General features: G+C 76.8%; 9 protein-coding genes and 1 pseudogene. 7 read left to right on the plus strand and 3 right to left on the minus strand.

The genetic code is table 11. The annotated features are described in order from the left end of the window. Positions 1 to 7 precede the first annotated feature (7 nt). A complete protein-coding gene (locus AC1UE5_RS07090) occupies positions 8 to 1,324 on the minus strand; it encodes an FAD-binding oxidoreductase (RefSeq protein WP_482921574.1) in 1,317 nt (438 codons plus the stop codon). Positions 1,325 to 1,448: 124 nt separating this feature from the next. On the opposite strand from AC1UE5_RS07090, the pseudogene AC1UE5_RS07095 reads away from it, so the two are divergent. From AC1UE5_RS07095 to AC1UE5_RS07105, 3 genes and pseudogenes are all read left to right on the plus strand, one after another. Beyond that, a pseudogene (locus AC1UE5_RS07095) lies at positions 1,449 to 1,889 on the plus strand (LysR substrate-binding domain-containing protein); the annotation flags it as partial. After that, positions 1,886 to 2,158: a trypsin-like serine protease gene (locus tag AC1UE5_RS07100; RefSeq protein WP_482921576.1), complete on the plus strand. Its 273-nt coding sequence runs from the start codon at positions 1,886 to 1,888 to the stop codon at positions 2,156 to 2,158. The pseudogene AC1UE5_RS07095 and the gene AC1UE5_RS07100, both read left to right, overlap by 4 nt. A 17-nt stretch (positions 2,159 to 2,175) precedes the next feature. Then, entirely contained in the window at positions 2,176 to 2,733 is a 558-nt protein-coding gene (locus tag AC1UE5_RS07105; RefSeq protein WP_482921578.1) for a hypothetical protein, read from the plus strand. Here the strand turns inward: AC1UE5_RS07105 and AC1UE5_RS07110 are convergent. Then, the gene (locus tag AC1UE5_RS07110; protein ID WP_482921580.1) at positions 2,712 to 3,305 is read right to left on the minus strand and encodes an ANTAR domain-containing response regulator; all 594 of its coding nucleotides are present in this window, start codon (positions 3,303 to 3,305) and stop codon (positions 2,712 to 2,714) included. The genes AC1UE5_RS07105 and AC1UE5_RS07110 overlap by 22 nt on opposite strands. Beyond that, positions 3,286 to 4,437 carry a histidine kinase dimerization/phosphoacceptor domain -containing protein gene (locus AC1UE5_RS07115; protein WP_482921582.1) on the minus strand — a complete coding sequence of 384 codons (1,152 nt, stop codon included), beginning with the start codon at positions 4,435 to 4,437 and terminating at the stop codon, positions 3,286 to 3,288. Before AC1UE5_RS07115 ends, AC1UE5_RS07110 begins: the two co-directional genes overlap by 20 nt. Before the next feature lie 106 nt (positions 4,438 to 4,543). Here AC1UE5_RS07115 and AC1UE5_RS07120 point away from each other — a divergent pair, with 106 nt between their 5' ends. From AC1UE5_RS07120 to AC1UE5_RS07135, 4 genes are read left to right on the plus strand one after another with little or no spacing between them, the layout of a single operon-like run. Further along, positions 4,544 to 5,971, plus strand: coding sequence for a cytochrome ubiquinol oxidase subunit I (locus tag AC1UE5_RS07120; protein WP_482921584.1), 1,428 nt, complete (start codon positions 4,544 to 4,546; stop codon positions 5,969 to 5,971). A gap of 1 nt (position 5,972) precedes the next feature. Next, on the plus strand, positions 5,973 to 6,986 hold the full coding sequence (locus AC1UE5_RS07125) for a cytochrome d ubiquinol oxidase subunit II (protein WP_482921586.1): 1,014 nt from the start codon (positions 5,973 to 5,975) through the stop codon (positions 6,984 to 6,986). Continuing rightward, positions 6,983 to 10,429 (plus strand): thiol reductant ABC exporter subunit CydD, encoded by a 3,447-nt coding sequence (gene cydD, locus AC1UE5_RS07130; RefSeq protein ID WP_482921588.1) that lies wholly within the window; start codon positions 6,983 to 6,985, stop codon positions 10,427 to 10,429. The genes AC1UE5_RS07125 and cydD overlap by 4 nt, the downstream gene beginning before the upstream one ends. Continuing rightward, a complete protein-coding gene (locus AC1UE5_RS07135) occupies positions 10,384 to 11,475 on the plus strand; it encodes a hypothetical protein (protein ID WP_482921590.1) in 1,092 nt (363 codons plus the stop codon). Before cydD ends, AC1UE5_RS07135 begins: the two co-directional genes overlap by 46 nt. Positions 11,476 to 11,491: the final 16 nt, after the last annotated feature.

An 11,491-nucleotide genomic window follows, 5' to 3' on the forward strand; every position in this document is an offset into this window, starting at 1 on the left:
CGCGCGCCTACGCGGCAACCGCCCCGGCGGAGGCCGCGTACGGCGCGATGTTGTGCGTGCGGCCGAGGACGTTCTCGGGGTCCCACGCCTGCTTGACCGCGCGCAGCCACTCCAGGTCGGTGCGCGTGTACGCGGCGTGGGTCCGCGACTGGTCGCGCAGGAAGTTCAGGAACGTGCCGCCCGTCGCGTACGGCCGCAGGCGGTCGGCGACCTCCTCGGTGCCGTCGATCGCGACCGAGAACGGCACGTCGCGGTGGCCGGCCGGGCCCGCGTCCGGGCCGGCCGCCGCCATCGCGCCGCCCCACTGGCGGACCTCGACGGCGGTGGCGCCGGGCGCGTGGGCGGCGGCGACGATCGCGTCGACCGGCAGGTCCGCGAGCAGCTCGAACGCGCGCGGGGCGGTCGCGCCGACCTCCGCCGCGCCGTAGGCGCTCACCCGCAGGTCGGAGCGCAGCGGCGACCCGCCCGCAGCGAGCAGCCCGGCCAGGGCGCGGCGCGCCGCCTCCTCGTCGCCGCCGGCGTGCATCGCGCGGACGAGGACCTCGTCGCGGCCGACGACGACGGTGGCGGTGAGGGCGTCGGGGCGCTCGGCGGCGCCGTCGCGGAACGCGGCCAGGACGTCGGCCGCCCGCTCCGGTGCGAACGCCACGGTGCCGGCGACCACGGCCGCCACCGGGTGGAGCCGCACCTCGAGGGCGGTGACGACGGCGAAGTTCCCGCCGCCGCCGCGCAGCGCCCACAGGAGGTCCGGGTGGCGGTCGGCGTCGACGCGCAGGAGGCGGCCGTCGGCGGTCACGACGTCCGCGGCGACGAGGCTGTCGGCCGCGAGCCCGAACCGCCGCGACAGCCAGCCGACGCCACCGCCGAGCGTGAAGCCGGCGACGCCGACGCTCTTGTGCGAGCCCGCGAGCGGCGCGAGGCCGAACGGCTCGGCGGCCGCGACGACCTCGCCCCAGGTCACCCCGGCGCCGACCCGCGCGATGCGGCGGGCAGGATCGACGAGGACGCCGCCGAGCCCGCCGGTCTTGACCAGCAGGCCGCCGTCGCACGGCACCTGCGTCCCGTGGCCGGTCGACTGGACCGCGAACGGGACGCCGTGCTCGCGCGCGGCGACGATCGCCGCCCGGACGTCCGCGGCGGACAGCGCCTCGGCCACGAGCAGCGGGTGCGCGTCGAGCCCGCCGCCGAACGTCGCGCGCTCGCGGTCGTAGCCGCCGGTGCCGGGGCGGTGGACCGGGCCGCGGAAGGCGGCGCGCAGGGCGCGCTCCAGCGTGGTCGCGGCGTTGCTCCCCTGGTGCTTCGGTGTGGTGTTCGCGGCGGGCATGGCGGGCTCCGGTGCGGTTCGTGGGTCGGGCCAGGTGCTGGCACCTCCCCAGACCGAACCGGCCCGCGGAACTCATCGGTCGCGGCCGCGCTCGTAGAGCGCGCGCTGCTCGACGACGCTCCGGGCGAGCATCGCCGAGGCGCAGGCCGATGTCACGTTCGTCTACCTGCCGTACGACGACGAGCAGCTCGCGGGGCTGGAGGTCGTCCCGCTGCGCGAGGAGCCGCGCGTCGTCGTGCTCGCCGAGTCGCATCCGCTCGCGCGCCGTAGCGCGCTGAGCCCGGCCGATCTCGTGGGCGAGACGTTCGTCAGCCACTCCGCTGCGGTGTCGGAGACGTGGCGCGACTTCTGGACGCTGATCAGCCGCTACTACGGCTGGCCCGGCGTGCGCTTCGTCCCGCTCGTCGGCGCGCCGCCGGCGACGATGGCGCTGGTGCACCGCCGCGCCGCGCGTGAGCCGCTGGTGCACGCGTTCGGCGAACGCCGCCAAGCGCGTCAACGTACGCCTCCCCGCGACGCTCGCGCGCTGACGCGCTGGCCACCCAGTCCGCCCGCGGGTTCATGAAGATCAGGTTGTGGCGTGTTACCGCGGGCAACAACCAGCGTGCACGAACGTTGCGCATAGTCAACGATCCAGCGCATGAATACGGGTTCACTCGGACGAACGCGTGCGCCAACCCAGGAGACAGCGGTGGGCCCTTCGTCAGCGACTACGCCGCGTACGGCATCGTCGCGGCAGGCTGGCCGTGCGGGTCCGCCAACCCGACCATGACCTACGGCGAGGTCTGGCAGATCCAGGCGCGCATCGGCGTGACCGTGGCGACCATGGGATGACCATGCGAGTTCGGGTGTTGGCACTTGCGTCTGCGGCGGTGCTCGGCGGTGCTGCCCCGCCGGCGGCGGCGGAGCTCCCGACGACTGCCGGGTGGGTGGGGCCGGCGATCGAGCAGGACATCGGCACGCGGGCGTTCGGGTGCGCGCTGATCGAAGTGCGCGGCGGGCGGCCGACCGGGTTGGTCGTGAAGGTCACCACCGCGGAGGGCGAGCGGCGGGCGCGGCACATCGTGCTCCGGATGAAGGCGGAGGGGTACACGCGTGTGCAGCGGACCGCGCCCAAGTTCAGCGCCGAGCGGCGTCAGCGGGTGCAGAGGCGGATCCTCGGCTTCCGGCCGGTCGAGTGGATCGAGGAGATCGCCGTCACGGGCGGGGCGCTCGTCGAGACGCCCGGGTGCCCGCGCGTAGTGATCACGTTGAGCCCGGTCGCCACGCCGGAGATGGAGGCGTGGGCTCAGCAGCAGCTCGCGCGCTACGGCGCCGATCGGGTCGTCGTCGTGCGGGCAGGCGAAGGCGGCATGCCGCTCCCCGGCCCGCCGCCCGACCTGGAGGATCAGCCGCGGCCGCGCTCGTAGAGCGCGCGCTGCTCCACCACGCTCCGGGCGACGTCGACGAGGCGCAGGTTGCGCTGGCGCGCCGTCGCCTGGATGCGGCCGAACGCCTCGGGCTCGGTGAGGCCGAGGGCGGTGATGAGGATGCCCTTGGCCTGCTCGATCACCTTGCGGTCGGCCAGCGCCTGCCGCGTCGAGTCGACCTCCGCGCGCAGCGCCTCGAGCTCGGCGCTGCGGGCGGCGGCGAGACGGAGCGCGGCCTCGAGCTGGCGGTCGTCGACCGGCTTGGTGAGGTGGGCGAGCGCGCCGGCCTCGATCGAGCGGTCGAGGATCTCGGGGCGGTCGAGGCCGGTGAGCACGACGACCGGGCGGCGCGGGCCGTTCTCGCTCAGCTCGCGGGCGAGGTCGAGGCCGTCGCCGTCGGCGAGGTCGACGTCGAAGAGGTAGAGGTCGGCGGGCGCGCCGTCGGCCCGGGCGAGCGCGAGCGCCTCGGCCACCGTCGGCGCCGGCCCGACGACCTCGTGGCCCAGCGCGCCCAGCCGGCGCGCGAGGCCGAGGGCGATGATCGGATCGTCCTCAGCGACGAGGATGCGCATCCGCGGCGGCGGGGTCGAAGGTGATGCGCAGCGCACCCTGCGCGGTGCGGTCGAGCGTGCCGTGCAGGCCGGTCGCGACGACCTGGCGGACGAGCGTCAGCCCGAGCCCGCCGCCGTCGCCGCCCGCGAGCGCGTCCGGCGCTGGCCCGCCGCCGGCGTCCTCCACGGTCAGCGTCACCGGCGGCCCGGCGGTCAGGGTGACGCGCACGGGCGGCCGGCCGTGCTGATGGGCGTTGGTGACGAGCTCGTTCACCACGACGCCGAGGTGCTGGGCCTGCGCGAACGGCAGCTCGACCGGCTCGGCCTGCACGCGGACGTCCCCGTCGCCGACCGCGGCGACGACGCCCTCCAGCAGGTCCCCGGCCGGGACGCGGCCGCCGCGGCGCGCGGCGAGCACCTCGTGCACGGCGGCGATCGAGCGGATGCGCTCCGCGGCGCGGTCGAGCGCGGCGGCGCCCTCGGCATCGGCGGGGCGGCCGAGCAGCAGGAGGTCCGACACGACCTGGAGCGAGTTCTTCACGCGGTGGTGCGCCTCGGCGAGCATCGCGCCCTCCAGCTCCGCCCGCCGCGCGGCCTCGGCGCGCGCGGTCGCGTGGCGGCGCACGGCCCGCGCGAGCTGGAGCCCGATCAACGTCGAGCCGGCGAGGACGACGAGGTGGAGGAGCGCCTCGGCCAGCGGCAGCGGGTCGGGGGCGAGGCCGACCGACGCGCCGAACGCGATCGCGGCGACGGCCATCCACGCCGCGAGCGCGCGCGGGTCGTCGTCGTGGGAGATCGCGAGGAAGGGGACGACGAGGAGGAGCAGGAGGTCGAGCCGGGAGCGGCCGCCCGCGATGAGCACGAGACCGCAGACGCTGGCCAGCACCGCGCCGGCCCACAGCTCGATCAGCAGCTGCCCGCGCGGCGTCGGCAGGAGCGTGTCCCACGGCAGGCGGGCCATGACGAGGTGGGCGATCGCGGCCAGCGCGGTGAACGCGGCGACGAGCCCGGAGTCGTTGATCGGCACGCCGACGACGAGCGCGATCGTCACCGCCGCGACCGACGTCCAGCCGAGCACGGTCCCCGCGCGCAGCGCCTCGCCAAGCGCGACGCGATCGGTCGGGGTCAGCCGGGGCGCGGCCTGGGTGGTCACGTGGACTAGACTAGGCGGCAGGCCACTCACGACCGGTGGCCATGGGCCGTGTTCGCCCGTCCTGTTGATCGCCCCTGCGCGGGGCACGGACGGAGGTGGACACCCCATGACCGGCAGCATCCTCGCAGCGACCTCGTTGGACCTGGCTCGTTGGCAGTTCGCGCTGACGACGCTGCTGCACTTCGCGGTCGTCGGCGTCTCGATCGGCCTCGTCACGTTCGTCGCGGTGATGCAGACGCGGTGGCACCGGACGGGCGACGAGCGCTGGCTGCGGCTGACGAAGTACTACGGCCGCGCGATGGTGATCGTGTTCGCCGTCGGCGTCGTCACCGGCATCATCCAGACCTTCCAGTTCGGGATGAACTGGGCGGGCTTCTCGCGGTACGTGGGCGACGTGTTCGGCGCGCCGCTCGCGCTCGAAGGGCTCGCCGCGTTCTTCGTCGAGTCGGTCTTCCTCGGCCTGTGGATCTTCGGGTGGGGCCGGCTGCGGCCGCGCGTCCACCTCGCGTGCCTGTGGATCGTCGCGCTGGCGACGATGCTCTCGGCCTACGCGATCCTCGTGGCGAACACGTGGATGCAGCACCCGGTCGGCTACGAGCTGGTCGGCGGCCGGGCGCAGCTGACCGACGTCGTCGCGGTGCTCTTCAACTGGAACGTGGGGCTCACGACGGCGCACGTCCTCCTGTCGTCGCTGCTCACCGGCGCGGTCGTCGTGCTCGGCATCGCGGCGGTGCACCTGGCGCGCGGCCGGGAGGTCGCGGCGTTCGGCGCGGTCGCGCGGATGGCGGTCGTGATCGGGCTCGTCGCGGGCCTCGGCGCCGCAGGCGTCGGCCACTTCCAGGGCGTGCTCGCGCTCGAGCAGCAGCCGATGAAGATGGCGGCGGCCGAGGCGCTGTACGAGACGGAGGCGCCGGCCGGGCTGTCGCTGTTCGCGATCGGCGGGCTGTCGACCGACCCGGGGCCGCCCGGGTTCGACGTCCGCGTGCCGGCGGCGCTGTCGTTCCTCAACGACCTGTCGTTCAGCTCGGAGGTGCGGGGGATCGACGACCTCCAGCGCGAGGCGGAGGCGCGGTACGGGCCGGGCGACTACACGCCGGTCGTGGGGCTCATGTACTGGAGCTTCCGGCTGATGGTCGGCAGCGGCATGGCGCTGATCGCGCTGATGGCCTGGGGCTGCTGGCTGGCGGCGCGCGATCGGCTGGACGGCTCGTGGTGGTTCCTGCGGGTGGCGCCGTTCGGGATCGCGATCCCGTTCGTCGCGCAGGCCGGCGGGTGGATCCTGCGTGAGGGCGGGCGCCAGCCGTGGGTCGTCGAGGGGCTCCTGAGGACCGACGCCGCGGCCTCCGACGTGAGCGCGTTGTCCGTCGGGGCGTCGCTCGGCGCGTTCCTCGCGGTCTACGCGGTGATCTTCCTCGCGGCGGGCCGGGTGCTGCGGCGTGAGCTGGCGCACGGGCTGCCCGGCAGCGCCCCGGCCTCCGCGGTCCCACGGCCCGGCGGCTCGTCCACGACCGGCGACCTCGCCCTGGGGTACTGACATGTTCGGACTCGAAGGCCTTCCCGCCCTGTGGGCGTTGCTGCTCGGCGTCGTGTGGGCGCTGTACCTGGGGTTCGGCGGCGCCGACCTCGGCGTGTCGATGCTCGTCCGCCGTGTCGGCGGCGACGGTGAGGGGCGCGCCGCGGTGCTGCGCGCGATCGGCCCGACCTGGCAGGCGAACGACGTCTGGCTCGTGATCGCGGTCGCGGGCACCTTCGGCGCGTTCCCCGGGTGGTACGCGGCGTGGGCGAGCGGCCTGTACGTGCCGCTCGTCGTGATCCTCGTCGCGCTGATCGTCCGCCACGCCGGCATCGAGCTCGTCGGCCATGCGGGGAAGCGCGCGGCGCGGTGGTGGGAGCGCGCGATCGTCGCGTCCGCCTGGGCGACCGCGGTCGGCTGGGGCGTCGCGTGGGCGGCGGCGGTCGACGGCTCGCTCGCCGCCGGCGGCGCGGACGTGCTCTCGCCGCGGACGCTGCTCGCGGGCATCGCGCTCGCGCTCGTCTGCCGCGCGGCGGGGGCGGCCTACCTCGCGCACCGGCTCCCCGCCGACACGATCGACGTCTCGGTCCCGCATACCGGGACCAACGCGTCGATCGTCCTGCGGCGCACGGCGCCGGTCGCGGCGGTGGTCGCGGTGGCGGCGGGCGGGGTGCTCGCCGCGGGCGCGGCGCCGGAGGCGGCGCTGACGCCCGGCGCCGTCGTCCTCGTCGCCGTCATCGCCGCGGCGCTCCTCGCGCTGGTGGTCGCCGCGCGCGCCGCGCGGCCCCGCGCAGCGCTGTGGTCGGCCGGCGTCGCGGCGGCGCTGGTGCCGCTGGCGCTGCTCGCGGCGGTCGGGCCGTTCGCCATCGCGGGCGAGGGCGGGATCGACCTCCGGGCCGAGGCGGCGGGCGACTACACGCTCACGCTGATGACGGTCGTCGCCGTGGTGGTGCTCCCGGCGATCCTCGCGGCCCAGACGTTCGCGTACGGCGGCCTCGGCCGGCTCGCGCGGCGGGCGCTGCAGGAGCTGCGATGAGCGACGACCCGCGCGCCGTCCACCGCCGCCTGCTCGCGGTCGCGCCGCGGGCGCGGCTCGCGCTGGCGGGCGCGTCCGCGGCGGGGCTCGTCGCCGCGGCGCTGCTCGTCGTGCAGGCGTGGGTCGTGGCGAGCGTCGTCGACGCCGCCGCGTTCGACGGGCGTGCGGCGGCGGGCTCCGCGGTGCTCGCGCTGGCGCTGGTCGTCGCCGGGCGCGCGCTGCTCGCGGGCGTGGTCGAGCTGCTCGGCCGCCGTGCCGCGGAAGTCGCGCTGGGAACGCTGCGCGCGCGGGTCGCCCAGCGTGCTCTCGCGGGTCGTGCGCCGGACCTCACCGGCGCCCGTCGCGGCGACCTGGCGACCGCGGCGACGCAGGGCCTCGACGCGCTCGCCGAGTACTACGCGCGGGCCGTGCCGCAGCTGGCGCTCGCGGCGGCGGTCCCGCTCGGCGTCGTCGGCGTGATCGCGACGCGCGAGCCGGTCGTCGGCGCGCTGCTCGGGGTCACGCTCCCGATCGTCGTCGTGTTCATGGTGCTCGTCGGGCAGCGCTCCGCCGACCACGCGCGCGAGCGCCAGCGCGCGCTCGCCGTGCTCGGCGCGCACTTCCTCGAGGTCGTCCGCGGGCTGCCGACGCTCCGCGCGCACGGGCGCGAGCAGGCGCAGGCCGAGGCGCTGCGCGCGGTGGGGGAGCGGTACCGCGACGAGTCGCTCGCGGCGCTGCGGGTCGCGTTCCTCAGCGCGCTCGTCCTGGAGCTGCTGGCGATGCTCGGCACCGCGATCGCCGCCGCGGTGATCGGCGTGCAGCTCGCGGAGGGGCACACCGACCTGTCCACCGGCCTGTTCGTCCTGCTGCTGGCGCCCGAGGTGTACGCGCCGCTGCGCGCGGCCGGCGCGCGGTTCCACGCGGCGGAGGACGGCGCGCACGCGGTGCGGCGCCTGCTCGCGTTCCTCGACGAGCCGGCGCCGTTCGCGGACGTCGCGCCGGCCCCCGCGGCCGTGCCCGCCGGTGACCTCGCGCTGCGCGGCGTCACGGTGCGCGGGAGCCACGGCCGGCCCGATCCGCTCCGCGCGCTCGACCTCGACGTGCCCGCCGGGACGAGCGTCGCGCTCGTCGGGCCGTCGGGCGTCGGCAAGTCGACGCTCCTGCGCGTGCTCGCGCGGGCGCAGGACCCCGACCGGGGAACAGTGACGGTCGGCGGCCGCGCGCTGGCCGACGTCGCGCGGGACGCGTGGTGGGAGCGCGTCACGTGGCTCGACCAGCGCCCGCTCCTCCCCGCCGGCACGCTCGGCGAGGCGCTGCGCCTCCACGCCCCGGACGCGAGCGACGAGCGGCTGGCCCGCGCGCTGCGCCAGGCCGACGCGGACGGGGTCGTCGCGAGCCTCGCCGACGGGCTCGGCACGCCGGTCGGCGCCGGCGGCCGCCCGCTCTCCCGCGGCCAGCAGCAGCGCCTCGCGCTGGCGGCCGCGCTCGCCGCGGACACGCCGCTCCTCCTGCTCGACGAGCCGACCGCCCACCTCGACGCCGACGCCGCCCGCCGCGTGACGGAGGGGATCCTCGAGGCGGCGCAGGGCCGCACGCTCGTCGTCGCGACCCACGATCCGGACCTTGCCGCGGCCTGCCACACGGTCCTCCATCTCCGACCCGCCGAGACGATCGACGGATCTGTTGCGCATACCGCAACAGATCCGTCGATCGCCGCCGGAGACGCGCCCGCGCCGGCGGCGGCGCGCGGGCGCCGGTGGGGGCTCGGCGCGGCGGCCGGGCTCGGGGTGCTCGGGTCGCTGGCGGGGCTCGCGGTGCTCGCGACGAGCGGGTGGCTGGTGACGCGCGCGGCCGAGCAGCCGCCGGTGCTCGCGCTGCTGGCGGCGATCGTCGTCGTGCGGGCGCTCGGGCTGACGCGGGCGATCGCGCGCTACTACGAGCGGCTCGCCGCCCACGACGCGGCGCTGCGGCGGCTGGCGGAGGTGCGGGTCGCGTTCTTCGCGCGGCTGGCCGCGCGGGTCGGGCGGCCGGGCCTGCCGGGCACGTCCGACCTCCTCACGCGCTTCACGAGCGACGTCGACGAGCTCCAGCACCGCGAGCTGCGCGTGGTGCTTCCGGCGGCGGTCGCGGGCGTGGCGTCGGCCGGCGTCGTCGCGGCGGGGCTGGTGATCCTCCCCGTCGCCGGGCTCGTGCTGGCCGGCGGCCTGGCCATCGCGGTCGTCGCCGTGCCCGCCGCCACCCACGCGCTCGCCCGCCGCGTGACGCTCCGCCAGGGGCCGGCCCGGGCGCGGTTCGCGGGGGAGCTGGCGGAGGCGCTCGAGCTGGGCGCGCCGCTCGCCGTCGCCGGCCGCGGCCCGGACCGCCTCGCCCGGCTCGACCGCGCCGGCCGCGCTCTCGCGCGCGTCGACCGCGGCCAGGCGCGCGCCGCCGCCCTCGGCGCGTCTGCCTCCGCGCTCACCGCCGGCGCGACGCTCCTCTCTGTCCTCGTCCTCGGCGCCGACGCCGCGGCGGCCGGCGACCTCGCGCCGGTGTGGCTCGGGGCGCTCGTCCTGCTCGCCGCGGGCGCGTTCGAGGCCCCCGGCGCGCTGCCGGAGGCCGCCCTCCGCCACACCGCCGTGCGCGCCGCCGCCACCCGGCTGGAGGAGGCGACCGCCGGGCCGCCGCTCCTCGACGACCCACGGCACCCCTCCTCGCGCGGAGGGACGCCGGCGGCGGAGGAGCTGCGCGTGCGCGGCGTCACCCACCGCCCCGGCGGGCCGGGGACGCCGGTCGTGCTCGACCGCCTCGACCTCACCGTCGCCCCCGGCGCGCGCGTCGCGATCACCGGGCCGTCGGGGGCGGGGAAGTCGACGCTGGCCGACCTCCTCGCGCGGCTCGCCGACCCCGACGAGGGCGCGATCACGCTCGGCGGGACCGACCTGCGCGACCTCCCGGCCGCCGAGGTGCGGCGGCGCATCCGGCTCTCCGGCCAGGACGCGCACCTGCTCGCGGGCACGATCGCCGCCAACGTCCGCATCGGGCGCGCCGACGCCACCGACGCCGAGGTCGCCGCGGCGCTGCACCAGGCCGGCTTGGGCACGTGGCTCGCACGGCTCCCGCACGGCCTCGACACGCTCGTCGGGGAGGACGGGATCGCGGTCTCCGGCGGCCAGCGTCAGCGCATCGGCCTCGCCCGCGCGCTGCTCTCCAACGCGCCCGTCCTCATCCTCGACGAGCCGACCGCGATGCTCGACCCCGCCACCGCGCGGGCCGTCCTCGACGACGTCCTGCGCGCCACCGCGGGCCGCACGCTGATCGTCATCACCCACGACCCCACCGGCCTCGACCGCTTCGACGCCGTCGTCGAGCTGCGCGACGGCCGTGCCACGACCCGCCCAGGGGGAGGATCCGCGCGCTCGGCCCGGAACGACGAACGACGATGCGTGCGCTCGTCCTCCTCGCTCTCGCCCTCGCCTGCCTGCTGATCCCGTCCGCCGCCGCGACCGCGCAGAGCACCGCGCCCGTCGAGGTCGGCACCGCGCCGTTGAAGACCGGCGGCGCGAGCCCCGACGACCTGACCGCGCCCTCGCCCGACCTGCCCGACCCGAGCGCGCCGGCCCCGACCACCACCGCCAGCTCGCAGAGCCTGACCAACGTCGCCGTCGGCATCGGCGACCAGAACGTCGCGATGTTCGACAGCCCGCTCTTCGCCGGCCTGCAGGTCAAGAAGGTCCGGTACTTCATCAAGTGGGACGCGATCGACCGGCCGGGCGAGCTCGCCGTCGCCGACGCCTGGGTGCAGCGCGCCGCCGCGCTGAAGCAGCAGGTGCTGATGCACGTCTCGTCCAGCGACCTGACGAACCTCAAGCAGGCCCCGCTCCCGACCATGGCGCAGTACCGCGCGAAGGTCGGCGCGCTGATCGCCCGCTACCGGCCGCTCGGCGTGCGCACCTGGGGCGCGATGAACGAGGCCAACCACGCCTCGCAGCCGACGTGGAACCGCCCGCGGCGCGCGGCGGAGTACTTCCTCGCGCTGCGCAAGATGTGCAAGCGGTGCACGATCCTCGCCCTCGACGTGCTCGACCAGAAGGGCGTCGACCGCTACGTCCAGCGCTTCTACGCGGCGCTCGGCCGGCGCCGCTCGCTGGCCAAGTTCGTCGGCATCCACAACTACTCGGACACCAACCGCGGTCGCGACAGCGGGACGCGGCTCATCATCGACACGGTCAAGGCGCAGAACCGCAGGGCGCAGTTCTGGCTGACGGAGACCGGCGGGGTGGCGAAGTTCGGCACGTCGTTCCCCTGCGACCCGCGCCGCCCGCAGGCCGCGGAGGAGCGGCAGGCGCGCGCGGTCGACTTCATGTTCACCCTCACCCGCCGCTTCGCGGCCGACGTGCGCCGCCTCTACGTCTACAACTTCACCAGCGACGACTGCGCCGGCCGCTTCGACTCCGGCCTCGTCCGGCGCGACGGCAGCGCGCGCCCGGCCTACGCCGTCGTGCAGCGGCAGATGGCCGGCTTCAAGCGGTAGCGCGCGTGGCCCCACC

It is taken from the genome of Parviterribacter multiflagellatus (genome assembly GCF_056863265.1).

Excerpts from the sequence above, each read along its gene's own strand:
- AC1UE5_RS07090 (WP_482921574.1), bottom strand. The coding sequence starts at position 1,324 with ATGCCCGCCGCGAACACCACACCGAAGCACCAGGGGAGCAACGCCGCG.
- AC1UE5_RS07100 (WP_482921576.1), top strand. The coding sequence starts at position 1,886 with ATGAAGATCAGGTTGTGGCGTGTTACCGCGGGCAACAACCAGCGTGCA.
- AC1UE5_RS07110 (WP_482921580.1), bottom strand. The coding sequence starts at position 3,305 with ATGCGCATCCTCGTCGCTGAGGACGATCCGATCATCGCCCTCGGCCTC.
- AC1UE5_RS07120 (WP_482921584.1), top strand. The coding sequence starts at position 4,544 with ATGACCGGCAGCATCCTCGCAGCGACCTCGTTGGACCTGGCTCGTTGG.
- AC1UE5_RS07125 (WP_482921586.1), top strand. The coding sequence starts at position 5,973 with ATGTTCGGACTCGAAGGCCTTCCCGCCCTGTGGGCGTTGCTGCTCGGC.
- cydD (WP_482921588.1), top strand. The coding sequence starts at position 6,983 with ATGAGCGACGACCCGCGCGCCGTCCACCGCCGCCTGCTCGCGGTCGCG.
- AC1UE5_RS07135 (WP_482921590.1), top strand. The coding sequence starts at position 10,384 with ATGCGTGCGCTCGTCCTCCTCGCTCTCGCCCTCGCCTGCCTGCTGATC.